This is a genomic window from Bacillus sp. 275 (genome assembly GCF_001999205.1).
In the GTDB taxonomy this organism is placed as follows: domain Bacteria; phylum Bacillota; class Bacilli; order Bacillales; family Bacillaceae; genus Bacillus; species Bacillus velezensis.
Map to the genome: position 1 here is coordinate 2,867,115 of NZ_CP019626.1, position 23,947 is coordinate 2,891,061.

Sequence of the window (23,947 nt, forward strand, 5' to 3'; positions counted from 1 at the left end):
AGACAAAACAGATAGAAAAGGTGTTACACATGAAGTCTTATATAATTATCGGAGCCGGCATTCTCGGTGCGTCCGCGGCTTATCATCTCGCAAAGGCCGGTGCGGATGTAACGGTCATTGATCGGAAACACCCGGGGCAGGCGACTGACGCCGCGGCGGGGATCGTCTGCCCGTGGCTGTCGCAGCGCCGCAATCAGGCATGGTATGCGATCGCAAAAGGCGGAGCCCGCTATTATAACCAATTGATACAGCAGCTTGAAGCGGACGGAGAAACAGAAACCGGTTATCAAAAGGTCGGTGCCGTCAGCCTCCATACGGATGAAAAAAAGCTCAGCCAAATGGAGGAAAGAGCTTATAAAAGAAGAGAGGACGCCCCTGAAATCGGTGACATTACAAGACTGACTCCGGAAGAAACGAAGGCGCTGTTCCCCGCGCTGTCGGAGGAATACGGGGCGGTTCATGTCAGCGGCGCGGCCCGGGTGAACGGGAGGGCGCTTCGTAAGGCGCTGTTAAACGCGGCCGTTAAGCACGGCGCGATTGTTTACAATGAAGAAGCGTCAATATTGACAGAGGACGGTGCCGTCATCGGTGTGAAAACCGCAGAACGCACGCTTACTGCCGACCGGGTTCTCGTAACGGCCGGCGCTTGGGCGGGAGAGCTGCTTGAGCCGCTCGGCATCCGTTTTTCAGTATCATACCAAAAGGCGCAGATCGTTCATTTAGAGCTTCAGGGAGAGGATACGGGCGGCTGGCCCGTCGTCATGCCTCCAAACGATCAATACATTCTCGCCTTTGACAGCGGCAGAATCATAGCGGGCGCGACTCATGAAAACGATACCGGCATGGATTTGCGGGTGACGGCCGGCGGTCTCCGCGAGATTTTTGACAAAGCATTAACCGTGGCGCCGGGGCTTTCAGAAAGTACTGTAATAGAGACAAGAGTCGGTTTCAGGCCGTTTACTCCCGGTTTTCTTCCCGTCATCGGCAAAGTGCCGAATATCAGCGGACTCCTCGTTGCCAACGGGCTGGGCGCCTCAGGACTTACGAGCGGGCCGTATCTGGGGGCTGAACTGGCGAAACTCGCGCTCGGGCAGCAGACGGAAATTGATGTAAGCCTTTATGATCCGGCCGGAGCGCTTGAATAAAAAATAGCTTTTGGCGCATTCTTATGATAGGATGGAGCTTTAATGAATAAGAGGACGTGACCCATTTGATAAAAATAAACCTTCCTGCTCCTGATGTAACCATTACGGAACGGCAGCAGTCACCGTCGGAGAATGAACCGGCGATTAAAGCGATTTACGGTTTCATTGATTTTCACCAAATTCCGAGAGACAAAGGCGGCATCTTTATGTTTTATAACATTCATGATGAGCTGCTGTTTGTCGGGAAAGCCCGTAAATTAAGACAAAGAATCAAAAAGCATTTTGAAGACAATGTGTCGCCTGTTAAACATCACAGGGACGAAGTGTATAAAATTGAAGTATGTGTCGTAAATGATCCGATGGAAAGGGAGATTTACGAAACGTACGCGATCAATACCCTTCAGTCGAAATACAACATTGAGAAAGTATTTTATAAATAAGAAAAACCGGAGCTTAAGGGCTCCGGTTTTCTTTATGTTTACAGTGCCAGCCACATCACGGCAATATGCACGATCAGCAGACAGTAAACGATGAGGAACAGCTGGACGACCTTTTTTCTGAATAACATGCAGATCATCATGAGCACGGGAAAAATCAGGACGCCGGCCGTTTTATTGATTGATGTATTCGGACGGTTCGACACGTCATAGTGAATAGCCATATCAGCAGGAAGAAACGGATAAAACACAATCGACAGAATAAAGGCGAGAACTACAGCACCCCACAGCACTTTATCATTCATTAAAAACATATGAACACTCCCTTTTTTTAGTGTGAAAAATTTCATTAGTTTCAGTATTTATCTTATGGGTGTTTCCGATCAGGTGATCGCTGATATTAAAAAGTCATCGCGGGATTATTTTAAAGAGTTGAAAGCGGCGGTCTACAGCGGCGATTATGAGAAAGTGAACAGCGTCATTGATCAAGGTTCGCAGATTATGGCGAAAGTGCTGAAAGAAGAATTTGACAAAAAGAGCATGGACAAAGGAAAATCAACGGCCATCGGCCAATGCGCAACGGCTGTATAGGTATTTTTAAACGCGGCGGCCGCCATTGAGACGATCGCTCTTGCGGTAGCGGCCATCATTTTGACAGTAGCAAGCGTTGACGAAGATTCCGACTTAGGAAAAGAGCAGCTCATCGCTAATGTCGTTGACCGCATTAACGCGCAGCACTGAGGATGAAGAAAGAAAACGCTAAGGAAACGAACCTTAGCGTTTTTTTGATTGAAGCATCTCTTTTAAATATGCTTCTGAATCAAAGCCGAGTTCCTCGTCGGCTTCTTTTTTCAGTTCAAGCTGAAGTCGCACGTACGTGTCATATTTCGGGCTGAGCTTTTGAAGAAGATTGCTGAAAGGCGATCCCGCCTTCAGCGCGGGCAGATCAGAAGCGGATTCTCCGACCTTGATCAGGCTTTCCCTGTATTCTTCATCTGTCTGCACTCTTTTCACAAGCTGAATGATGATGTTTTTATGAGTGTCCCAAGTGGCGGGGTCTCTCTCCAAAATCCGCTCGATAAATTGGTCATGCTGGACTTTGTGCTGCTGGAGCTGAGCCGGATCCTCCTTGCCGACCAGCTGCATCATCGGGTGTGCAGCCGGAACTTCTTCCATATCATCCAATACTTTAATAAGCTTTGCCCATATCGTTTTTTTCTCATCTGTATCAATAGAAAAGTCGAGGAACGGTTCAAACAGCGCGGCGATAAATTTTCCGAAATCTCCCGGGAACAGTTTTTTCAGCTGAAGTCCCATATACTTCGGTTCATCTATTTTGACCTCGCCGATATCATGCAGAATTGAATCGACATTTTCCGCATCTTCCACGCGTTTGATCAGCATTTCAGTCAGTTTCCGTTCCTGCTCAAGCTCTTCAATCTGCCGACTGAGCTTTTGATGCTGCCGGCGCAGTATATCATGCAGACTGCTGCCCTCTAAGAGGAACGCTTTAATATCGCTTACAGACAGTGCCAGCATTCGGAGGGCGGCAATCATTTTCAGCGTATTCACGTTCTGAGCGGAATACTCACGGTATCCGTTATCAGGGTTTTTGCTGACGGTGATTAAACCTTCCTGCTCATAATATTTGATGGCTTTTTTCGTGAGACCCGTCTGCCTTGCGGCTTCTTTTATATTCATTCTGAATCACTCCCTGTTTTTCATTCTAAACGTGTCTCTAAGGGTCAGGTCAAGAGAGGGCGGCAAATAAGACGGGTTTATTTCATATTTTAGAAATTTCAGAAAATATGATTGACAACGCACCTTTGTTGCGATTAATATAACGTTATATAATGTTATATAACGTTATATAATAAAACACTGAGGAGTGAAGGATTTGAGTCAAACTGCCGCACAAGTGAATCACAAAGTTCAGGCTTTCTTGGATGATCTGAAAGGAAAAACGATTGACCACGTCTTTTTCGTCGCTTGCGGGGGTTCTTCAGCCATTATGTATCCGAGCAAGTACGTGTTTGACAGAGAGGCGAAAGCCATCAGCTCTGATCTCTACAGTTCAAATGAATTTATTCAGCGCAATCCCGTTCAGCTCGGGGAGAACTCTCTCGTGATTTTATGTTCTCAGTCAGGCAATACGCCGGAAACGGTGAAAGCCGCCGGTTTCGCCAGAAAAAAAGGCGCGCTTACGATTGCGATGACCTTTGAGCCTGATTCTCCGCTAGCGAAAGAAGCCGAATATGTCGCGGTGTATGACTGGGGTGAGAATGCACAGGCGATAAACACGAATTACGGGGTTCTGTATCAAATCGTGTTCGGCGCTTTACACGTGCTGGAAAACCATACCGCGTTTGAGCACGCGATCGACGGACTCAATAAGCTCCAGACCGTATATGACAAAGCGCTTAAACAAGAAGCGGATCACGCAAAGGCATTCGCGAAAGCCCACGAAAAAGAAGATATCATTTACACGATGGCAAGCGGTGCGAACTACGGCGTCGCTTACTCCTACAGCATCTGCATTCTCATGGAAATGCAATGGATTCATTCCCACGCCATTCATGCCGGAGAATATTTTCACGGACCGTTCGAAATCATTGATGAATCCGTTCCATTTATTATCCTGCTCGGCTTAGACGAAACAAGACCCCTTGAAGAGCGGGCGCTTTCCTTCTCAAAAAGATACGGCAAAAAACTGACTGTGCTTGATGCGGCAGCATATGATTTTTCCGGAATTGACGATTCTGTAAAAGGCTATCTGGCTCCTCTCGTATTAAACCGGGTGCTCAGAAGCTATGCGGATGCGCTGGCGGAAGCAAGGAACCATCCGTTAAGCCAGCGGCGTTACATGTGGAAAGTCGAATATTAAGAACGCGCATTATATTTCACCGGACTATAATGATATATAACGTTATAGTCCGGTGACAAAGGAGGAAAAGCATCTGAAAAAGCTCATCTGCCTGTTCGTTCTGTTAGCCGTATGTCTGTCAGCCGCCGCCTGTTCAAGCCAAAGCAGTTCCTCTGACGGAAAAGTGACCTTGAAGTTTTTTCACAGGTGGCCGAAGGAGCCGGAAAAAAGCTATTTCGAAGAAGCGGTCAAAGAATTTGAAGCTGCTCATCCGGATATTCATATCCAAACGGAAGCGGTCTTAAACGATTCTTATAAAGACAAGGTGAAAGTCATGCTCGGAACAACGAGCCCCCCTGATATTTTCTTTTCATGGAGCGACCGGTTTGCTTATAAATTCATCAAAGGAGATAAAGCCCTCGATCTGTCGTCTTACTATCAGCAGGATAAAGATTGGTCCTCACAGCTTGTGCAGTCACAAATCAAACCCTTTACGCATGACGGAAAACAGTACGGTGTTCCGTGGCAAATGGACGCTAAATCATTCTTTTATAATAAGGACATTTTTCATACATTACATTTGAAGCCCCCGGCGACATGGGATGAACTGATCACAGTCTCTGAGAAATTGAAAGAGAACGGATATATTCCGATCAGTTTCGGCACAAAAGCGCCTTGGACGATTTCTCATTATATCGGGACGCTGAACCAGCGTATGGTGGATGAAAAAACGCGGGCGAAGGATTACAGCCCGGAAACCGGGGAGTTTACGGACGAAGGCTATGTCAAAGCGCTTGAAAAGCTTCAGGAACTTCTGCCGTACTTTACAAAGCACGTGAACTCCGTTGATCACGAATACGTGCGCCAGCAGTTTACGAGCGGCAAAGCGGCGATGATTTATGCGGAAACGGCAGAAATTAAGCTCGTCGAACCGGTCAATCTGGGCTTGTTTCCTTTCCCGAAACTCAGCGGCGAAAAGGGATCTCCCCGTGCACTGACCGGATCTCCGGAAGGATTTATGATTTCCTCAAAAACGAAGCACCCGAAAGAAGCCATGGAATTTCTACAGTTTTTAACCTCGAAAAAAATGGGAGAGAAGCTGATAAAAGACGTCGGTAAATACAGCGCGGTTCAAGGAACGGCGACAGAAAACAATTCCGCCCCGATCCAGCGTGAAGCCGTGCAGGATATCGTCCGCGCCGAATCAATGGTGCCGTGGTTTGATATGGATGTTGACGTTGAAATCGCCGATGTGTATGCGGCAGGCGTTCAGCAGATGCTCGGCGGCACAATGACACCGCGCGAGGTGATGAATTCCGTGCAGAAAGCGGCGCGTCAGGTCAAAGCGTCATCTGAATAGAACAGATTTCTTTGGAGAAAGGAGATGAGGATTTCCTTGGTCAGCCGAAAACGTTTCATTCCGTATCTGTTTCTCGCGCCCGCGCTGATTTTTCTGCTGTTCGTTTACATTCCGATTATTGAGAATGTGTTTTTCAGTCTGTTTGAATGGAGCTCATTTCAACCCGAAAAGACGTTTATCGGTTTGAAAAATTATATTGACCTGTTTCACGATCCCGTGTTTTTTACAGCACTCCGCAACAATGTGCTGTATGCGGTCATATCGCTGATTTGCCAGGTTGGCGGCGGCTTAATTCTGGCGGCCGTGCTGGAAGACAGATTGGTAAGAAAATGGTCGCCGTTTTTCCGCACGGTCTTTTTTCTTCCGGTTGTCATTTCCATGACCGTTATTGCGCTGTTGTTTGATTTTATTTATAACCCGGAAATCGGTCTCTTGAATCAGCTGCTGGAAGCCGTCGGACTTGATGAACTGACCCGGGCGTGGCTGGGCGATGAAAACACCGCTATGCTGTCTGTCATTTTTGTGTCTCAATGGCAGTCTGTCGGTTACATCGCCATGCTGTACATTGTCTCGATTCAGAGCATTCCCGCTGAATTATATGAATCGGCGCAGCTGGACGGAGCCGGAAAAATCCAGCAGTTTTTTCACATTACGGTGCCGCAGACGAAAGAAATGTCGTTTGTTGCCGTGGTGATGACGCTGACCGGCGCATTTACCGTATTTAATGAACCGTATATTCTGACCGGCGGAGGGCCGGGCAATGCTTCAGAAGTGCTGAGCACATTTTTGTATAAGAGCGCTTTTACAAAGGATATGATGGGCTACGCTTCTGCGATCGCGACGGTGGTGCTTTTGCTGACGCTTGCTCTGTCGCTTATTCAGATGAAATTCTTTAAGACCGGAAAGGAGGAGTAGCCGATGCTTCCTGAAAAGACGGACTTGCGTCATGCCCGTCAGGCCGTCAGAACAGGCGGAAAACCGAGAAAATGGTATGTCGGGGAAACGTCTGTGTGGCTGTTTCTCTTAATCTACCTCATTGCCGTTGCTTATCCGCTGTTATGGATGGCGGTCAGCGCCTTTAAAAGCTCGGATGAGATTTTTGAGCACAGCTGGTCGCTGCCCTCTGTCTGGCATCCCGAAAACTTCGTATCCGCATGGAACCAAGGGATTTCCGCTTATTTTATGAACAGCGTCATTGTGACCGTGCTGACTTGTCTCATCACCGTATTTGTGAGCGCCTGGGCGGCATACGGGCTGGCCCGTTTTCAATTTAAAGGAAAAGGGTTTGTGCTGATCATTTGTCTTGGCGGCTTGATGCTGACGCCGCAGGTCAGTCTTGTGCCGCTGTACTCCATTATCCAGTCATTGGGACTGTACAATACGTATTGGGCATTGATTCTTCCGTACGCCGCCTACCGTATTCCGTTTACCGTGATTCTGATCCGTTCCTATTTTTTGTCGATTTCCAAAGAGCTTGAGGAAGCTGCCTATCTGGATGGATGTACAAGTTTCGGAATATTTTTCAGAATATTCTTACCTATGAGCGTGCCGATTCTGGTGACATCAGGCATTTTGACGGCTTACCATACATGGAATGAGTTTATGTTTGCGATTATTTTTATCGATGATGAAAATTTACGGACGATTCCGGCCGGGCTGATGCAGTTCAGAGATGCGCTGCAGACGGATTGGGGCGTGCTGCTGGCCGGGCTGACGATTTCTGCTGCTCCGATCATCGCGCTGTTTTTATTGATGCAGAGATATTTTATCCGCGGCATTGCAGCGGGAAGCGTAAAAGGATAAGGAGGATGAAAAGATGAAACTGATAGCGGCCGGAGATAATGTAGTAGATTATTATCAGGATCAGGAGACGTTTTACCCGGGCGGAAATGCGTTAAACGTAGCCGTGCTTGCCCGGCGCTTAGGCCACGAAACTTCTTATATCGGGATTCTCGGCAGTGATGAAGCGGCGGATCACGTATTGAATGTGCTGAAACTGGAAAAGGTGAATGCCGATCTGATCCGCCGGGCATACGGAGAAAACGGGATGGCGGTCGTCACGCTTGATGAAAGAGGGGACAGGATATTTGCCGGATCAAATAAAGGCGGCGTGCAATCGCGTCTGACGCTCGCTTTTCAGGAGAATGACATCTCATTTATCGCCGGACATGATCTGCTGCATACGAGCGTATACAGCAGGATAGAACGTGACCTTCCGATGCTGAGCGGCCATGTGCCGATTTCCTTTGACTTCTCTGTAAAACGTGACGAAGCCTATTTAGAAGCGGTCTGTCCGTACGTGACGTATGCGTTTTTTTCCGGGAGTGATTTGAGTGAAAGTGAATGTATGCGGCTTGCCGAAAAAGCCCGCGGTTTCGGAGCGAAAATCGTCTGTCTGACAAGGGGAGAACATGGCGCGGTGTTATCGGATGGGGAACGCGTCTATCATCAGCCGGTGGTAAGAGCTGATATAATAGATACATTGGGCGCGGGTGATTCTTTTATCGCCGGGTTTCTTACCGATTTCTTCGAGCATCAGGATATTCGGCGAGCGCTTACTGCGGCCGCCGGGACGGCTGCCAAAACATGCGGAGGGTTCGGAGCGTTCGGTTACGGGCATCCCTACAGGCCGGGCGGCGGGAAAAGCAGTGAAAAAACGAGAATACGATAAGCATTGTCTCGTTTTTTATACTTGTTACGCATAGGGACTGTTAATGGTAAACGTGACGCGGTCGGTATGCATTAAAAACAGCGAGCTGTATATCGGCTGGTCTTTTGACATAAAAGCGGTTTTGTCAATTTCAAAAAGCGCATCCCCGATATCACAAGCCAGATAGCGGCTTTCTTCCTGCTTGGCGTATACGACATTTAACAGCTTCGTATTATGGGTGGGCACCACCTGATAGTGCTGTTTCAAAATGTCATGCATCGACACGCCGCCTTTAATATGCTTGCCGATGTCGGGAAATAAACTGAGCGGATAGTGGGCGATTTCGAATGAGAGCGGCTGGTCGTCGTGAAATAAAATGCGTTTTAATTCAAGAACGGGACTTTCGGAAGCGACGCGAAGTTTTTGGGCGATGGATTTAGGCGCTTCAATGATTTCATGGGAAAGGATCTGGTGTTTCGGTTTTTTCCCCGTTGATTCCATAAATTCAGAGTAGCCGTTGACCGCGATGAGCTCCCGCTTCAGTTTAGGGCTTTTAACGAACGTTCCCTTTCCCTGCTGCCGGATGAGCCAGCCTTCTTCCACAAGATCAAGGATGGCCTTCCTGACCGTTATGCGGCTGACGTTGTACGTTTCGCACAGCTCATTTTCGGTCGGCAGTTTCACGGACGGCGAATAAACGCCCTTCTTGATATCGTCCGCGATAATTTGTTTCAGCTGAATATATAAAGGTTTCGAGCTCCCGTTATTTAACAATGGGACGGACCTCCTTTGTCAAGTAGTAGTACTATTATATGTATTATGACGTTATAATACAAATTTGCTTTTTATTTATGAATCTGTCAGAAACCCCGAGCATTTTTAACATAACAGAAAGATGTGGCGGTTTCCAGTATTGGAGGAGGTTTCGAATGGCATCATTAACATTTGACCATATCAAAAAAACATACGGCGCCCAATCGGCGGCAGTGAAGGATTTTCACTTAGATGTAAAAGATGAGGAACTGCTGGTGCTAGTCGGTCCCTCCGGCTGCGGCAAATCTACGACACTCAGAATGATTGCCGGACTGGAGAGCATTTCTGAGGGGAAGCTTTATATCGATGGAGACGCGGTGAACGATCTGCCCCCGAAGGATCGCGATATCGCGATGGTTTTTCAGAATTACGCGCTGTATCCCCACATGACGGTGTTTGATAATATGGCGTTCGGTTTGAAGCTCAGAAAGCTGCCGAAAAAAGAAATCGCAGAGCGAGTCCGGACGGCCGCCGATATTTTGGAAATCGGGCATCTGCTCCAGCGGAAACCGAAGGCTCTCTCAGGCGGGCAACGGCAGCGGGTTGCGCTCGGCCGGTCGATCGTGCGGGAGCCGAAAGTGTTTCTGATGGACGAGCCGCTTTCCAACTTAGATGCGAAATTGCGAGTGACGATGCGCGCCGAAATCAGCAAGCTCCATCAGCGTTTGAAAGCGACCATCGTTTATGTGACGCATGATCAGACGGAAGCGATGACAATGGGCGACCGGATTGTCGTGATGAATGAAGGAGATATTCAGCAGGCCGCAAGCCCCCATGAGATTTATCATTATCCGGCGAATCTGTTTGTGGCGGGTTTTATCGGTTCTCCGAGTATGAATTTTATAAAAGGCGTCATTGAAGGAAGTCACGGGCAATGGTATTTTGCCGCTTCGTCCGTTCGTCTGCCCATTCCGAAAGAAAAAGCGGCTGTTCTTGTGCAGAAAGGATACAGCGGTAAGGAGATGATTGCGGGGCTGCGTCCGGAGCATTTGACGCTTGCCGGACAATCAGAGCACCCGCCTGAAGCGGTGTGCCGCGCTGTGGCGGAAGTATGTGAAAACTTAGGCGCGGAGATGTACGTTCATGCGGTGAGCGGAGATGACCGCATGACGATCCGTCTTGACGGCGCTTCACAGGTGAAACCCGGCGATGCCATTCTGCTTGCGGTCAATATGAACCGGGCCGTCTTTTTTGATGCCGACACTGAAAACGCCGTATATTGAAAAAGGGAGCCTGATGATCGGGGCTCCCTTATCACTTCTTATGATACGATTACCAGATTTCGTCCGCCCATTCCGGATGGTCGATAAACGGATTGCGGTTATGCTGATAGTCTTCGTAAATGATTTCGTTCCGCCGTTTTTCCTTACTGTCGACGGGGTCTTGTTGATTCCATTTGAGCAAAACGGACAGTTTTCCCATGTAAGGAGCTGAGCCGTTTCCGGTTTTATCATTCAGCTCAAGGTCGGGATACCCGTCTTCTCCTTCATAACGCACCGCCATGTAAAACAGCATGCGGGCGACGTCTCCTTTAACCTCATCGCGCGGCTCCCAGGAATCGCCGTCGTAATAATTGCCCGGCGCTTTCGGGTATTCTGAGCCGCCGTTATCAAAATCCATATTTCCTCTGGCACTGTTCACCTGAACGTCTGCAGGGCGCAGATGATGAATGTCCGTCCCTGGGCCGGCAGCTGTTCCGAAGTTTCCGTGTGACTTTGCCCACACGTGTTCGCGGTTCCAGTCCCCGACGCTGCCGCCGTTTTTACTTTTGGCCCGTGATTCCTGGGTGTAGAGCAAGATGACATTGTTCGGGTTTGCCGGATCTTCGTCAGTTTCCTTCAATGCATTCCATACTTGGCTGTAAGACAGCTTTGTATGTCCGCTGATGATGCGGTGCAGGGCGCTCTTTAAGTCCGTTCCGCTTTTTCCGGAAGCTTCTTTGTAATATGTGTCCGTATCCGCAGACGGAGTGATGACAGCTGAGGCAGTTTGCGGAAAAAGAGTTGTGCCGCCGGCAGTTGAAACCGCCATCCGGCTGTACAGATTCGTGTCAGCCGGCGCGCCCGCAGAGGCTGACGGCGCGGCCCATCCAAAAATGAAAAACAGGCAGACAATCGGCAGAAACCAAAGTTTTTTTGTCATGACTTGCCCTCCTTTACCTCTATTATCCAAAAAATAAATCTAATATTCTATCTTTTTTGAAAAATGGTTCCTTCGGCTTATTGGTCAAAGTATCCGGAAAATCATTGATTATTTAGAGGATATGATAATGAACTCGTTATGCGCTCCTTCTATAATGAAGATCATCTTGTCAGTTTTTCAGTTTAAAAGGAGGGCGTGTATGGAACATCAGCAGCTTTCGGCGGCGAATATCGGGATTTCCGATGACATACAATGGCTGTCTCAATTCGGCGCTTCCGCTTCCGGCGGAGTGACGAGGCTTTTATATACGAAAGAATGGATGGACGCCCAGCTTGCCGTCAAAAAGAAAATGGAGGCGTTCGGGCTGGAAACGGCATTTGACGATGTCGGAAACGTGTTCGGCCGGCTGAACGGCACAGAATCGCCTGATGAGGTGATTCTGACCGGGTCGCATATTGACACCGTTATTGACGGCGGCAAATATGACGGTGCGTTCGGCGTGCTGGCGGGCATGCTGGCGATCCGGTATTTGCATGAGACGTGCGGGCGTCCGAAAAAAACGCTGGAGGCTGTGTCGCTCTGTGAAGAGGAAGGGAGCCGTTTTCCCATCACTTATTGGGGCTCCGGCAATATCACCGGTGCTTTCTCGCTTTCAGATGCGGAAACGCCGAAAGACGCGTCCGGCATTTCTCTGAAAGAAGCCATGCGGCAGAACGGCTTCGGTGCAGGCCGTTATCCAGCACCGCTGCGCACAGATATCAAAGCCTTTCTGGAAATTCATATTGAACAGGGGCAAACGCTTGAACGATCGGGAAGGGATATCGGGATTGTCACCGGGATTGCCGGACAGAGACGCTATACTGTTACGCTTGACGGTGAATGCAACCATGCCGGCACCACTTCAATGAAATGGCGGAAAGACCCGCTCGCGGCGGGAAGCAGCATCATCCATGAACTCATGCTCTCAGCGGAAAGACAGCCGGAAGAGCTCCGCCTGACGTGCGGGAAAATGACGGTTGAGCCGAATATGGCGAATGTCATTCCGGGCCGTATCCAGTTTTCCGTTGATATTCGTCACCCGGAGGAAGACGTGCTGGCAGCCTTCCATCAGAAACTGGTGTCGATTGTTGAAAACATCAGCCGCAGCAAAGGAGTCAGACCCGTTATTGATGAATATATGAGGATAGAGCCGGTTCAAATGAATCAGACACTGACGCGTACCGCAGCGGAGGCTGCAAAAGAACAGGGGGCGGACCCGGAGAAAATCGTAAGCGGAGCGGGACATGACGCCCAGATGCTCGGCAGAACCTTTCCGGCCTGCATGCTGTTTGTGCCGAGCCGTGGCGGGATCAGCCACTCGCCGCTTGAATTCACACCCGTACATCAGCTTGAAACCGGCGTCCTTACGCTGGCGAATGTATTACATAAACTTGCCTATTAACGTAAAGGGGGAATCGGCGTGCCGACCAGAAAAGAATTGTGCATTCCGCAAAGAACGATTATGACACCGGGACCGACAGAAGCTGAACCGAGAGTGCTGAGGGCGATGGGCGCTCCGATCATCGGCCAGTTTGACCCGGCATTTACCGGCATCATGAACGAAACGATGCAAATGCTCCGTGAATTGTTTCAAACGGAAAACCGCTGGGCCTATCCGATTGACGGTACATCAAGAGCGGGGATTGAGGCTGTTCTCGCAAGTGTGATAGAACCGGGCGACAGCGTGCTCGTTCCGATATACGGACGCTTCGGATACCTGCTGACTGAAATCGCCGAGCGGTACGGAGCGGACGTTCATACGATTGAGTGTGAATGGGGAACGGTCTTCCGGCCTGAAGAGATTATCAGCGAGATGAAAAAAATTTCCCCGAAAATCGTCGCTATGGTGCACGGAGAAACATCAACGGGGCGGATTCACCCGCTGAAAGAAATCGGGGAAGCGTGCCGCGCCCAAGACGCACTCTTTATCGTGGATGCCGTGGCCACGATCGGAGGCTGCGCCGTAAAAACGGATGAATGGAAGATTGACGCAGTCATCGGGGGAACGCAAAAATGCCTGTCGGTCCCTTCCGGAATGGCGCCGATTACTTATAATGACCGGACGGCAGCTGTCATTGCCGCGCGTAAAAAGGTAGAACGGGGCATTGCGACGGCAGCCGACGGCAAAAGGCTGTCCGGTCATCGGCCGGTTACGAGCAACTATTTTGATCTGAGCCAGCTCGAAGATTATTGGAGTGAAAGAAGGCTGAATCACCATACAGAAGCGACAGCAATGCTTTATGCGCTGCGGGAGGGTGTGCGCCTTGTCCTGGAAGAAGGACTTGAAGAACGGTTCCGCAGGCATCGGCGTCATGAAAAAGCGCTTACGGCGGGACTTGCAGCGATGGGCCTTGATTTATTCGGCGATCCGGAGGCGAAGCTGCCTGTCGTCACATGTGTGAAGATTCCGCCGGAAGCAGACGGCGAATCGATCAGAAGTATGCTTTTGTCTCAATTCGGAATTGAAATCGCCAGCTCGTTCGGTCCGCTGCAGGGGAAAATTTGGCGAATCGGAACGATGGGCTACAGCTGCAGAAAGGAAAATGTGCTGTTTGTGCTGGCCGGACTTGAAGCGGTTCTGATCAGACACGGAGTTGCCGTTAAAGCCGGGGAAGCGCTGCAGGCGGCTCTTAACATATATGATCTGCCGGCTGAAACCGGTGTGCTGTCATGAGACTTGAAAACGAGATTGAAATCATCTGGACTTTTTTCCCTTTTGCCCGTTATACTGAGTGGTATAAAAAATGACAAATATGGAATGATCATCTGTTTGTCTGGGGAGAAGGTAAGAAATCATGGCGTACATAGGCCGATTGTCAATTTTAATGCTGAATATGTTTATTGCGATGCTTGGAATCGGATTGATTATTCCGATTATGCCCACTTATATTACCGAATTCGGAGCGACGGGCAGCACGATGGGTCTGCTTGTTGCGGCGGCGGGGCTTACACAGCTTTTATTTGCGCCTATTGCCGGGGAAATAACCGACAAATACGGACGGCGGAAACTGATTATTTTCGGCATCGCCGCCTTTGCCGTGTCACAATTGATCTTCGCCTTTGCCGGAAGCCTCTGGCAATTGTTCGCATCCCGCCTTTTGGGCGGAATGGGCGCGGCGTTTTTAATGCCGTCAATGTTCGCTTACATTGCGGATATTACGACCGAAGAAGAACGCGGGAAAGGAATGGGGCTGTTCAGCGCGGCGATGACGCTTGGTGTCGTCATCGGGCCCGGTGTCGGAGGCTATTTGGTTCATTACGGCATGTCTGTGCCGTTCATCGTGTCTGCAAGTCTTGCCTGCTTTTCAAGTGTGCTTTCATTTTTCTTTCTGCCCGAAACGCTGGGGCGTGAAAAGCAGCTGGAAGCCCGGGCAAAAACGGAAAAACGTGAGCATCTGTTTAAGCAAATGTCACGCGCGCTCAAATCGCCGTTCGCGTTTATGCTGATTCTGGTTTTTGTGCTGAACTTCGGAATTATGAACTTTGAATCTGTTTTCGGCCTTTACGTTGACCATAAACACGGATTTAAAGCGTCTGATATTGCCTTTATTATTACGGCTGCGGGTCTCATCGGCGTGTTTGTGCAGGCGGTCGGCGTCAGTTATCTCGTCCGCAAGTTCGGGGAAAAACGCGTGATTAACGTGACGTTGATCGGGGCTGCTGCAGGACTTGTGTGGTGCCGGTTTGCGGGTTCATATTGGGCCGTTTTTGCCGCAGCAATCTTTTTCCTGACGCTGACATCGCTGCTCCGGCCGGCGGTTAATACGATGCTGTCGAAGCTCGCCGGTGACCAGCAGGGGTTTGCCGGCGGGATGAACACCTCATTCATCAGCTTAGCGAATATCGCTGGACCGTCAGCCGCCGGTTTTCTCTTTGACGTAAATATGGAATTTCCGTATATGCTGGGAGCGGCTATTCTCGCCATCAGTTTTCTGGCCGCGCTTGGCTGGGGCAAAAAGACACAGACCCGGCCGTTCACGCAGCAAGGATAGAATCAAAAGCCTCCGGGTATCCGGAGGCTTTTTGCTATCTCATAGGGAGGAAAAAAATGAGTAGACTTAAAACCCTGTTTATTTTCATTTGTATACTGATCGTCACAACCTCTTGCGGTCTCATCCAAACTGGGAATGAAAAAGAGGAAAGAAGCAGCAATAAAAAGACTGTATTAAAGGATATTGACAATGCAAAATTTATTGTTGGTTTTTCTAACACTTTAGATAGGGGAAGTGAGATTGGGGTTTACAGTGAAGATGGTATTAAAATGGATAGCTTGGAATTGAAAGATGGTATAAATTTCACGATGTCTTCACATAACAAAAATAATACATTCTTCTCATCAAATAGAAGCAATAATCACTTAATGATAGACAATAAAACCGGAACAATAAACAAAATCAATGAAAAGAGTTTGTCAAAAACAACTGAAGATGAAGGTGCTTTCTTTATAAATAGTTCTGACGGTTATATCATCCATGACATTAACGTTGGATATACAGACAAAGGGCTGGAAAGTGAACTGGTATATTGGAAGGGAAACAGCCGAAAAAACAAGAAACAAATAAAGCTTGACGGAGAACTTGGATCAGCAATCGTCGCTAAAAATAAAATTTATGTCATTTCAAGTGATGAAGAAAGTATGTCCATCCTTTCAATTAACCCAGAGACAAATAAGCAAGAGAACAAGGCATCCATACCGAATAAAGGGATATACTTCATGGATGAAAAGGATGCATTCCAAGCTCTAAATGCAAATACATTTATACTGACGGTTAATGATAACGTGAATGAGAAAGAGAATTCTAAGCTCATATTAATAGACAGAGAGACGCTAAAGGTAAAAAAAGAAGTCGAGATGGAGAAAGGGTTTCATCCTGTAAAATTGAAAATATTAAAAGATAGCATCTTAGCTGTTTCTTTTGATGGAAAGCTGCAGGTGTTTGATAAAAAAATGGTTAAGAAAAAATCTTTTGATTTTTATGCTGGGGATGATAACAAATTAATGAATGATGTTCAATTCACTGATAGAGAGATGTATGTTTTACTTAAAAACTTTGATATCCAGCGCGATAAGAAGCTTGGAGACATCACGTCTTATGATTTGAAATCAGGCAAAAAGCTAAAAACAATCCCGCTAAAAGTAAACAAAGAGTGGGAAATTGCACGTTTTGAAATTTTAAAATAAGTTGAGATGATTAGATCAGCTCCAGTTACATTCTGCATATATTATACTCATCATTACCGGGAGATTCCAGCATGGTTCAGGTTACCCTGTAAAGGGCAATAAGATAAGCGAAGGGATGGATTGACATGAATAGTATCAGGTACATATTGTATTTTGTGATTTCTTTCGTTTTACAGCTTCTCTGGTTCTTCTTAGTAAAAGAAAATTCTAATGTAACTATACTAGACATGTTGATAATGTCTCTGTTATTCACATTATTTATGTTCATCTTAGATAAATTTCTCAAAAAAAAGCAGGCTGCATAGGGACTGCTTTTTTGTTGTAGACTTAAAACTAAGATTTATGATCAAGCCGAATGAAATTTTGCGGTTTTATTGCGGGCATACATAATTTTGGAAATGTTAGAATATGAAATAAAAGGAGGAGTGGCCTTGTGAGTTCTGTTTTACCATCATCGGAGGTTGGCGTTAAGATTAATGAATGGTACAAAATGATACGTCAGTTCAGTGTTCCGGATGCGGAGATTTTGAAAGCGGAAGTGGAACAAGAAATAAATGAGATGGAAGAAGACGAGTATCTACTGATTTACTACACCCTCATGAAATTCCGCCATCAGCTTATGCTGGATTATTTAGAACCGGTGACTACCCGCGTGAGACCGACAATTGACGAGCTGCTGGAAACAATCGAAGCATCAAATAAAGGAATTTCCGGCCTGCTGTGCTATTATTCTTTATTTTTCCGCGGCATGTATGAATTTGATCAAAAGCAGTATGTAAAGGCGATCGGCTTTTATAGAGAGGCTGAAAAACAACTCGTTCATGTGCATGATGAAATTGAGAGAGCGGAGTTTCATTTTAAACTGGCTGAAGCATATTACGGTATGAAACAAAGCCACGTCTCCATGCATCACGTAAAGCAAGCGCTCGATATTTACGATCAGTATGAGTTGTATAAAGTCCGGAAAATTCAATGTCTATTTGTCATATCAGGAAATTATGTTGACTTTAAACGCTTTGAAAAAAGTTTGCCGCATTTAGAAAAAGCTTTAGAGTTGTCGAAACAAGTAAACAATAATGAAAGGCTGCTCAGTTCTGCTTATTACAACATAGGAAAGAATTACGGAGACCTGGAAGAATACAGTAAAGCTGAAATCTACTTAAAAAAAGCAGCGGAGATATCCGAAAAGTATAAATTGGGTAACCTTCCGCATTCCTTGTTTACATACGCAAAGCTTCTATTTAAACAAGGGAAAACAAGCGAGGCGATTCAAATCAGCAAAAAGGGACTTTCATCAGCGATATATCAAGGGGATAAGCTGTTTGAATCTCTGCAAAAATATTTGGAGGCTTTATATATTAATGCAATAGACCAAATGGGAATCAAAAAAACAATTGATTACCTTGAGAAAAATAAAAACTATTCGTATGTAGAAGATATTGCTCTTGATACGGCTGCTGTTTTTGCAGAGTCAAAGCAATATGACAAATCTTATTTTTATCATCAAAAAATGATTCAAACGCAAAAACAAATTCAGAGGGGAGAATGCCTGTATGAATTTTAGAAAAGGCGTATTTATCATTGTGTCGGCTGTCGTTTTAATGTCAGGGGCCGGTCTAACGGCATCGTCTGTTTCATTTGATGGATCATATCAAGTTTCGTCTGATCGTAATCAAACCTAAGAAGGAGAGTGCCAGTATGAATTTTAAAAAGAGCATTTTCATCGTCCTGGGTCTGTCATTGACTTTAGTATGTGGATTGGGTATGAACACAGTGGAAAAACAAACACATGCTACCTTTCAAACTGCTTCTGATCGTCTTCAAACTTGAACAGCTTACGCCTTTTCTTCGGGAAAGGCTTTTTTAGTTTAGATTAGAGTCTGCTGAAATCATAACTAACGCCTGATGACATCACTGGAAGCAGATGTTGATGGCAGCATTTTTTGAGGATTAAGCTGAATCAATCCCTCTTAAATAGGATGCGGGAGAACACCCCGCATCCCTGTCTCTAACCATTTCTTAACCGATCAGCCGCTGCATTCTCAGCGCGAGCCGCAGGCGCATCGTCGTTTCCGGATCTTTTAAGCTTTTGCCGAGCAGTTCCTCGCATTTTTCTAAACGATAGATCACCGTATTTCGATGGACGTACAGGCGCTTAGCCGTTTCTGAAATCTGGCAGTGGGTCTCCAGATAAACAGACAGCGTATGAAGCAGGCTCTGGTCCTCCTTTTGCCGGTCGGCCAGGCTTTGGAGGGTGGCTTCGTAAAATTTCTTCACATCTTCCGCCGGAAGCAGGCGGAGCAGCTCCGGCACGTCTTTGGCATGATAGATTTGAATAAACTCCGCGCTTCTGGACAAATGCCCGGATGAAATGGCGTCTGAAGCTTCAGTAAAAGCGTCAGGGACGTCGATCAGCTTTTGGCATATGTTTGAGATGCCGAAGGAGACAGTCCGTTTAAATTGCGTCCGGACCTGCTTTTGAAACTGCTCCAAAAAGCTGATGACAGACGCGTGCATTTCATTCCAGCTGTCTGTCGCTTCAATTAAAAGAATACCGACATTTCCTTTAATAAAGAGATGAGGGGGAAACGGAAAGGATGACAGCTCCCCTTCAAGCAGATCAAATACATGATCGGAAACGAGCTGATTTTCGGTAAAGCTGATCGTTTTCTCATTTCGGTCAAGCTTTCCGCAAATGCACATGTATTTCTGATCCCAGCGGAGCCGGAATTCTTTGGCGCGGCTTTTGATTTCTTCATGGCCGGTAAACGAGCGGTCGATGAAATTGCTGAAAAATTCATTGCGCGCCCGTCTGCCGAATTGTTTGACGGCATTTTCTTTCAGCAGTTCAAAGGAAATGACGTTGGCCGCCTGTTCAATTGTCAAAATCATGCCTTTATCAGCGGTCTGCACGAGCTCCGGAATCACCAGATAACCGCAGTTTTTTTCAACATTCAGAATCGGCAGGACAGAATACGCCTTTCTGTCGGACAGCATGGAAAAGCAGGTGAAATAAGGCCCGGAAAGGGAATAACAGATGTTTTTCAATAAAGACGTGTCAATGGGTATGCGGTGGGACGATGATAAGAGTTTTGTATGCTGATCCAAAAGCAGCACGGGAAGCCGGAGAATGTCTGAGAGCTTCTTAAGCAGGGATTGCAGCCCCTTGCCGCTCATGATGTGGTTTGTGAATTTTTTATGGGCGTAAATGGCCTGCTGGAGCTCATTTGAACGCATATCAAGAATATGGCTCAGTGTGGCGTTGACGATATCTCCGAGCCTGATGTCTTCCGGCAGCTCAATAATCGGAAATTCATACCGGTCGGCAAGCTCCGCGGCATCTTTCGGAATGACATTAAGATAACGCTTCGTTTTGATCCCCAGTCCCGCGCAGCCCCGTTTTGCCATGAGGCGGATCAAATCTTTCAACAGCTGCGGGCGGTCCTTCAAGTGATAAGCCGTGGTGACGAGCAATTCGTTTTTATGTAAAAAATCAGCGATGTCCGGCGCATCCATCATGTTGACGTGCTGCACCCCCCTCCATCCGCCGGATCTGCCTGCGATTAATGTTGCCCGCTCATAAGCGGGAATCTTCATCACGTCATAAATGTTCATCAGTCAGTCTCCTTTCAGGTTCTAAAGACAACCATTGGTTAATATGAATAAAAATCATCAAAAATTATAGCGGTTTTGCTGATGTATTACGATCATAGTAGCAGTAAACTGGCAATCATAGACGCATGTTGTGATAAAAACTGACAGAAAATCGTCATCCTTACAGGGAGGAAGATAAAATGGCCTATGACGTAATTGTAAAGGGTGCGAAAGCTGTGCGAAAAGGCGGAACAGAGCGGGCTGATATCGCCGTCAAGGACGGGAAAATCGCCTTGATCGGACCCGGCATTGACGAAAACGCGGAACAAGTGGTGCAGGCGGACGGCATGTATGTGTTTCCGGGCGCGGTCGATTGTCACGTCCATTTCAATGAACCCGGCCGAGAAGAATGGGAAGGCATTGAAACCGGCTCAAACATGCTGGCTGCCGGCGGCTGTACGTCTTATTTTGATATGCCGCTTAACTGCATCCCTTCGACGGTAACTGTTGAAAACCTGCTGGCAAAGGCGGAAATCGCCGAACGGAAGTCATCGGTTGATTTTGCGCTTTGGGGCGGTTTGATGCCCGGATATACCGAACATATCCGGCCGATGGCAGAAGCGGGGGCAATCGGGTTTAAAGCGTTTCTGTCTAAGTCGGGAACGGATGAATTTCAATCAGCCGATGAACGGACTCTTTTAAAGGGAATGAAGGAAATCGCGGCGTGCGGCAAGATTTTGGCCCTGCACGCAGAAAGCGACGCCCTCACCCGATTCCTTGAAGCCGAGTACGCGCTCCGAGGGAAAATTGATGCCCGCGCTTACGCTTCCTCACGTCCGGAAGAGGCCGAATGCGAGGCTGTGCAGCGGGCGATTGAATATGCAAGAGCGACGGGATGCGCGCTTCATTTTGTACATATCAGCACGAAACGGGCTGTGCTCTCCATTCAGCAGGCGAAAAAAGACGGATTGGATGTCACCGTTGAAACGTGTCCGCACTACTTATTATTCAGCTTTGAAGACTTCCTCAAAAAAGGGGCGGCAGCCAAATGCGCTCCGCCGCTCCGCTCAGAGGCTGATAAAGAGGAATTGATCGGGGTTTTGGCAGAGGGCCTGATTGATATGGTGTCTTCGGATCATTCTCCCTGTCATCCGTCTTTGAAACGCGAGGATAATATGTTCCTGTCGTGGGGCGGGATCAGCGGAGGCCAATTTACGCTTCTCGGCATGATTCAATTAGCGATCGATCATGGGATTCCGTTTGAACATGTGGCCCGATGGACGGCCGAAGCACCTGCCAAGCGCTTTGGGTTAACGAATAAAGGCCGGCTTGAAGAAGGATTTGACGCTGATTTTGCCATCGTTTTGCCGGAACCTTTTACCGTCACAAAAGAAACGATGTTTTCCAAACATAAGCAAAGCCTGTATGAAGGCCGCACCTTTCCATACCGAATTGCTGCGACCTACAGCAAGGGGCGCTGTGTGTATCTGGATGGCGGCCGTAAGCAGAGCGGGGCTTTCGGAACATTCCTGAAGCCTTCTGAAATAAAAGAGCCGATTCTCTGATGAGAATCGGTTTTTTTTGTCGTTTGGAAAGCGGGTCTCGTGGTATCTTTTTATAAAAAGGAGTAAAACACATTGTATGATCAAATCTTGAACATATTAACGGCATCCTGGTCGCGCAAGACCAGTACAAAATGGACGGAAGATTGCCCGGCCAAAGGCCAGTGCGGCGTAACGGCTTTAGTCATCCAAGATGTTTACGGCGGTGACATTCTCAAAACAAAAACCGGCACAAGCTGGCATTTTTATAACCGAATAGACGGGGAGATATATGATTTCACGAGCGGTCAGTTTTCAGAGCCGATCGTCTATCAGCACATTCTTTCTTCCAGAGATGAAGCATTTTCGGACACCAATGAACATCAGTACCGGTTCCTGAAAAGTGCATTCAGAAAAAACATGGAAAAAGAAAGAGAAAAACACCTGTGATAAACTAGAGTGAGAGGTGAAGGATTGTGATTTATATCGGACTGACGGGGTGGGGGGATCATGACAGCATCTATCCGCCGAAAACAGCGGGCCCGCAAAAACTGCAGGCGTATTCCTCCCATTTTCCCATCGTTGAGCTGGACGCGAGCTTTTACGCGATACAGCCCGCCCGCAATAATGAAAGGTGGGTCAAAGAGACGCCGGAATCTTTTCAATTTGTCATTAAGGCATATCAAGGAATGACAGGCCATCAGCGCGGCGATATTCCCTTTGAATCGAAGGAAGAAATGTTTGAGGCGTTTAAGCTGTCATTATCGCCGTATATAGAGCATGGAAAGCTTGCCATGGTGCTGTTCCAATTCCCGCCGTGGTTTGACTGCAAGAAAGAAAACGTCGCATATTTAAGATGGTGCAGGCAGCAGATGGGCGATATCCCGTGCGCGCTTGAATTCCGCAACCGGTCTTGGTTTTCCCCGCCATTTTACGAACAGACGCTTTCCTTTATGAAGGAGGAAGGCTGGATTCACAGCATATGTGACGAGCCGCAAATCGGCGAGGGCAGCATTCCGACCGTCCTGAAAGCAACGGATGAAGAAAAAACGCTTGTCCGTTTTCACGGGCGGAACAAACAGGGCTGGATCAAACCTGACGGCGGACAAAATTGGCGTGAGGTCAGATATTTATACCGCTATAACAAACAGGAGCTCAAAGATTGGAAAAACAATCTTCAGGAGCTGAAAAAACAGTCGCGCAATCTGTATGTGCTCTTCAACAATAACTCAGGCGGAGACGCCGCCGATAACGGGCTTGAGATGCTTGAAATGTTAAATATCTCATATACCGGACTTGCTCCGAAGCAGCTCGACCTATTCAGCTAGAAAAGAGGTTTCAAGACACATGTCTTATCTTATTTTGATTATATTGGGATTTATCGCGGGAACGGTCGGCAGCCTGATCGGGCTTGGGGGAGGAATTATCATCGTGCCGGCAATGCTCTATTTAAGCACGATGACTCCGTTTTTCCATGACGTAACACCGCAGACTGCCATCGGCACGTCCCTTTTGGTGATTATTTTTACGGGCCTGTCATCAACTTTGGCCTATATGAAATATAAAACCGTTGACTACAAAAGCGGACTGATCTTTTTTATCGGTTCCGGCCCGGGAAGCATCATCGGCGCGTATTTGTCTAAACTTTTTAATGCGCATACGTTTTCCGTCTGGTTCGGACTTTTTATGATTTTGATTTCCATTACATTAATGCTGAAGGCGAAAGCAAAACCGGTCAATAAAGCGCATAAAGGCATGATCCGGACATATGAGGATGAATCGGGTGAGCTTTATACATATTCGTACCGTATTTTCACCGGTATCGTGATTGCCTTTTTCGTCGGTTTATTGGGCGGTCTTTTCGGCATTGGCGGCGGCTCTCTGATGGTTCCGGCCATGATGCTGTTATTTTTGTTCCCGCCGAAAGTGGCTGTGGCGACGTCAATGCTCATTATTTTCTTATCCTCCGTGACGGGTTCCGTGTCACATATCGCAGAGGGCCATGTCAATTGGCTGTATGCGCTGTGCCTCGTTCCGGGCGCGTGGTTCGGCGGCAAAATGGGCGCGTGGGTTAATAAGCGGGTGCAGACGAAAACGATCGTGCTTTTCATGCGGGTCGTCTTGATTTTGATCGGCTGTGAATTGATTTATCAAGGGATATTCAGCTAAAAGGTAGGAGAG

25 protein-coding genes are annotated in these 23,947 nt (G+C 47.5%); 20 read left to right on the forward strand and 5 right to left on the reverse strand.

Translation table 11 applies throughout. The features are described from left to right. Nucleotides 1–29 precede the first annotated feature (29 nt). Nucleotides 30–1,145, forward strand: coding sequence for an NAD(P)/FAD-dependent oxidoreductase (locus tag BZ167_RS13995; protein WP_077392116.1), 1,116 nt, complete (start codon nt 30–32; stop codon nt 1,143–1,145). Nucleotides 1,146–1,210: 65 nt separating this feature from the next. Then, nucleotides 1,211–1,585, forward strand: a complete 375-nt coding sequence (locus BZ167_RS14000; protein ID WP_007410094.1) for a nucleotide excision repair endonuclease — start codon at nt 1,211–1,213, stop codon at nt 1,583–1,585. 38 nt (nt 1,586–1,623) lie between these two features. Here the strand turns inward: BZ167_RS14000 and BZ167_RS14005 are convergent, their stop codons facing one another. After that, nucleotides 1,624–1,896 (reverse strand): DUF1648 domain-containing protein, encoded by a 273-nt coding sequence (locus tag BZ167_RS14005; protein WP_015240532.1) that lies wholly within the window; start codon nt 1,894–1,896, stop codon nt 1,624–1,626. A gap of 73 nt (nt 1,897–1,969) precedes the next feature. On the opposite strand from BZ167_RS14005, the gene BZ167_RS20540 reads away from it, so the two are divergent. Next, on the forward strand, nt 1,970–2,173 hold the full coding sequence (locus tag BZ167_RS20540; RefSeq protein WP_223609745.1) for a sporulation delaying protein family toxin: 204 nt from the start codon (nt 1,970–1,972) through the stop codon (nt 2,171–2,173). A 183-nt stretch (nt 2,174–2,356) separates the two neighbouring features. Here the strand turns inward: BZ167_RS20540 and BZ167_RS14015 are convergent, their stop codons facing one another. Continuing rightward, nucleotides 2,357–3,283 carry a MerR family transcriptional regulator gene (locus BZ167_RS14015; protein ID WP_039253960.1) on the reverse strand — a complete coding sequence of 309 codons (927 nt, stop codon included), beginning with the start codon at nt 3,281–3,283 and terminating at the stop codon, nt 2,357–2,359. A 196-nt stretch (nt 3,284–3,479) separates the two neighbouring features. Between BZ167_RS14015 and BZ167_RS14020 the strand changes: the two genes are divergently transcribed. The 5 genes from BZ167_RS14020 (at nt 3,480) to BZ167_RS14040 (ending at nt 8,476) form a co-directional block, all read left to right on the forward strand. Next, nucleotides 3,480–4,466 carry an SIS domain-containing protein gene (locus BZ167_RS14020; protein ID WP_039253962.1) on the forward strand — a complete coding sequence of 329 codons (987 nt, stop codon included), beginning with the start codon at nt 3,480–3,482 and terminating at the stop codon, nt 4,464–4,466. A gap of 73 nt (nt 4,467–4,539) precedes the next feature. Then, nucleotides 4,540–5,805 (forward strand): ABC transporter substrate-binding protein, encoded by a 1,266-nt coding sequence (locus BZ167_RS14025; RefSeq protein ID WP_039255045.1) that lies wholly within the window; start codon nt 4,540–4,542, stop codon nt 5,803–5,805. Between the two features lie 24 nt (nt 5,806–5,829). Next, the gene (locus BZ167_RS14030; protein WP_012118373.1) at nt 5,830–6,720 is read left to right on the forward strand and encodes a carbohydrate ABC transporter permease; all 891 of its coding nucleotides are present in this window, start codon (nt 5,830–5,832) and stop codon (nt 6,718–6,720) included. 3 nt (nt 6,721–6,723) lie between these two features. Then, entirely contained in the window at nt 6,724–7,608 is an 885-nt protein-coding gene (locus BZ167_RS14035; RefSeq protein WP_033574891.1) for a carbohydrate ABC transporter permease, read from the forward strand. A 13-nt stretch (nt 7,609–7,621) separates the two neighbouring features. Beyond that, nucleotides 7,622–8,476 (forward strand): PfkB family carbohydrate kinase, encoded by an 855-nt coding sequence (locus tag BZ167_RS14040; protein WP_040238907.1) that lies wholly within the window; start codon nt 7,622–7,624, stop codon nt 8,474–8,476. A gap of 24 nt (nt 8,477–8,500) precedes the next feature. On the opposite strand, the gene BZ167_RS14045 is transcribed toward BZ167_RS14040, so the two are convergent. Further along, nucleotides 8,501–9,229 carry a transcriptional regulator FrlR gene (locus tag BZ167_RS14045; RefSeq protein WP_077392118.1) on the reverse strand — a complete coding sequence of 243 codons (729 nt, stop codon included), beginning with the start codon at nt 9,227–9,229 and terminating at the stop codon, nt 8,501–8,503. Nucleotides 9,230–9,384: 155 nt separating this feature from the next. Between BZ167_RS14045 and BZ167_RS14050 the strand changes: the two genes are divergently transcribed. Then, a complete protein-coding gene (locus tag BZ167_RS14050; RefSeq protein ID WP_053574107.1) occupies nt 9,385–10,491 on the forward strand; it encodes an ABC transporter ATP-binding protein in 1,107 nt (368 codons plus the stop codon). Nucleotides 10,492–10,540: 49 nt separating this feature from the next. Here the strand turns inward: BZ167_RS14050 and BZ167_RS14055 are convergent, their stop codons facing one another. Further along, the gene (locus BZ167_RS14055) at nt 10,541–11,410 is read right to left on the reverse strand and encodes an endonuclease I family protein (RefSeq protein ID WP_077392119.1); all 870 of its coding nucleotides are present in this window, start codon (nt 11,408–11,410) and stop codon (nt 10,541–10,543) included. Between the two features lie 199 nt (nt 11,411–11,609). Here BZ167_RS14055 and allC point away from each other — a divergent pair, with 199 nt between their 5' ends. From allC to BZ167_RS20620, 7 genes are all read left to right on the forward strand, one after another. Beyond that, nucleotides 11,610–12,851 carry an allantoate deiminase gene (gene allC, locus BZ167_RS14060; RefSeq protein WP_061890803.1) on the forward strand — a complete coding sequence of 414 codons (1,242 nt, stop codon included), beginning with the start codon at nt 11,610–11,612 and terminating at the stop codon, nt 12,849–12,851. Between the two features lie 60 nt (nt 12,852–12,911). Continuing rightward, on the forward strand, nt 12,912–14,123 hold the full coding sequence (locus tag BZ167_RS14065) for a pyridoxal-phosphate-dependent aminotransferase family protein (protein WP_197985421.1): 1,212 nt from the start codon (nt 12,912–12,914) through the stop codon (nt 14,121–14,123). A 121-nt stretch (nt 14,124–14,244) separates the two neighbouring features. Then, nucleotides 14,245–15,441, forward strand: a complete 1,197-nt coding sequence (locus tag BZ167_RS14070; protein ID WP_015418151.1) for an MFS transporter — start codon at nt 14,245–14,247, stop codon at nt 15,439–15,441. 56 nt (nt 15,442–15,497) lie between these two features. Continuing rightward, complete coding sequence (locus tag BZ167_RS14075) at nt 15,498–16,631, forward strand: hypothetical protein (RefSeq protein WP_015418150.1); 1,134 nt, start codon at nt 15,498–15,500, stop codon at nt 16,629–16,631. 125 nt (nt 16,632–16,756) lie between these two features. Then, complete coding sequence (locus BZ167_RS20545; protein ID WP_007410112.1) at nt 16,757–16,936, forward strand: hypothetical protein; 180 nt, start codon at nt 16,757–16,759, stop codon at nt 16,934–16,936. Between the two features lie 128 nt (nt 16,937–17,064). Then, nucleotides 17,065–18,195, forward strand: coding sequence for a Rap family tetratricopeptide repeat protein (locus tag BZ167_RS14085; RefSeq protein WP_015418149.1), 1,131 nt, complete (start codon nt 17,065–17,067; stop codon nt 18,193–18,195). After that, on the forward strand, nt 18,185–18,313 hold the full coding sequence (locus tag BZ167_RS20620) for a hypothetical protein (RefSeq protein WP_257008605.1): 129 nt from the start codon (nt 18,185–18,187) through the stop codon (nt 18,311–18,313). The genes BZ167_RS14085 and BZ167_RS20620 overlap by 11 nt, the downstream gene beginning before the upstream one ends. Nucleotides 18,314–18,650: 337 nt before the next feature. Here the strand turns inward: BZ167_RS20620 and BZ167_RS14090 are convergent, their stop codons facing one another. Continuing rightward, nucleotides 18,651–20,246 (reverse strand): PucR family transcriptional regulator, encoded by a 1,596-nt coding sequence (locus tag BZ167_RS14090; RefSeq protein ID WP_015418148.1) that lies wholly within the window; start codon nt 20,244–20,246, stop codon nt 18,651–18,653. A gap of 179 nt (nt 20,247–20,425) precedes the next feature. On the opposite strand from BZ167_RS14090, the gene BZ167_RS14095 reads away from it, so the two are divergent. From BZ167_RS14095 to BZ167_RS14110, 4 genes are all read left to right on the forward strand, one after another. After that, a complete protein-coding gene (locus tag BZ167_RS14095) occupies nt 20,426–21,790 on the forward strand; it encodes an allantoinase (protein WP_015418147.1) in 1,365 nt (454 codons plus the stop codon). Nucleotides 21,791–21,862: 72 nt separating this feature from the next. Continuing rightward, the gene (locus BZ167_RS14100) at nt 21,863–22,216 is read left to right on the forward strand and encodes a YunG family protein (protein WP_031378393.1); all 354 of its coding nucleotides are present in this window, start codon (nt 21,863–21,865) and stop codon (nt 22,214–22,216) included. Nucleotides 22,217–22,242: 26 nt separating this feature from the next. Next, nucleotides 22,243–23,094, forward strand: a complete 852-nt coding sequence (locus tag BZ167_RS14105; protein ID WP_014305754.1) for a DUF72 domain-containing protein — start codon at nt 22,243–22,245, stop codon at nt 23,092–23,094. 19 nt (nt 23,095–23,113) lie between these two features. Then, a complete protein-coding gene (locus tag BZ167_RS14110) occupies nt 23,114–23,935 on the forward strand; it encodes a sulfite exporter TauE/SafE family protein (RefSeq protein WP_007613562.1) in 822 nt (273 codons plus the stop codon). Nucleotides 23,936–23,947 lie beyond the last annotated feature (12 nt).

Bases quoted from the DNA above. Each gene is read 5' to 3' on its own strand.
- BZ167_RS13995 (WP_077392116.1), top strand. From the start codon at position 30: ATGAAGTCTTATATAATTATCGGAGCCGGCATTCTCGGTGCGTCCGCG.
- BZ167_RS14005 (WP_015240532.1), bottom strand. From the start codon at position 1,896: ATGTTTTTAATGAATGATAAAGTGCTGTGGGGTGCTGTAGTTCTCGCC.
- BZ167_RS14015 (WP_039253960.1), bottom strand. From the start codon at position 3,283: ATGAATATAAAAGAAGCCGCAAGGCAGACGGGTCTCACGAAAAAAGCC.
- BZ167_RS14030 (WP_012118373.1), top strand. From the start codon at position 5,830: ATGAGGATTTCCTTGGTCAGCCGAAAACGTTTCATTCCGTATCTGTTT.
- BZ167_RS14035 (WP_033574891.1), top strand. From the start codon at position 6,724: ATGCTTCCTGAAAAGACGGACTTGCGTCATGCCCGTCAGGCCGTCAGA.
- BZ167_RS14040 (WP_040238907.1), top strand. From the start codon at position 7,622: ATGAAACTGATAGCGGCCGGAGATAATGTAGTAGATTATTATCAGGAT.
- BZ167_RS14050 (WP_053574107.1), top strand. From the start codon at position 9,385: ATGGCATCATTAACATTTGACCATATCAAAAAAACATACGGCGCCCAA.
- BZ167_RS14055 (WP_077392119.1), bottom strand. From the start codon at position 11,410: ATGACAAAAAAACTTTGGTTTCTGCCGATTGTCTGCCTGTTTTTCATT.
- allC (WP_061890803.1), top strand. From the start codon at position 11,610: ATGGAACATCAGCAGCTTTCGGCGGCGAATATCGGGATTTCCGATGAC.
- BZ167_RS14065 (WP_197985421.1), top strand. From the start codon at position 12,912: ATGACACCGGGACCGACAGAAGCTGAACCGAGAGTGCTGAGGGCGATG.
- BZ167_RS14070 (WP_015418151.1), top strand. From the start codon at position 14,245: ATGGCGTACATAGGCCGATTGTCAATTTTAATGCTGAATATGTTTATT.
- BZ167_RS14075 (WP_015418150.1), top strand. From the start codon at position 15,498: ATGAGTAGACTTAAAACCCTGTTTATTTTCATTTGTATACTGATCGTC.
- BZ167_RS20545 (WP_007410112.1), top strand. From the start codon at position 16,757: ATGAATAGTATCAGGTACATATTGTATTTTGTGATTTCTTTCGTTTTA.
- BZ167_RS20620 (WP_257008605.1), top strand. From the start codon at position 18,185: ATGAATTTTAGAAAAGGCGTATTTATCATTGTGTCGGCTGTCGTTTTA.
- BZ167_RS14090 (WP_015418148.1), bottom strand. From the start codon at position 20,246: ATGAACATTTATGACGTGATGAAGATTCCCGCTTATGAGCGGGCAACA.
- BZ167_RS14095 (WP_015418147.1), top strand. From the start codon at position 20,426: ATGGCCTATGACGTAATTGTAAAGGGTGCGAAAGCTGTGCGAAAAGGC.
- BZ167_RS14110 (WP_007613562.1), top strand. From the start codon at position 23,114: ATGTCTTATCTTATTTTGATTATATTGGGATTTATCGCGGGAACGGTC.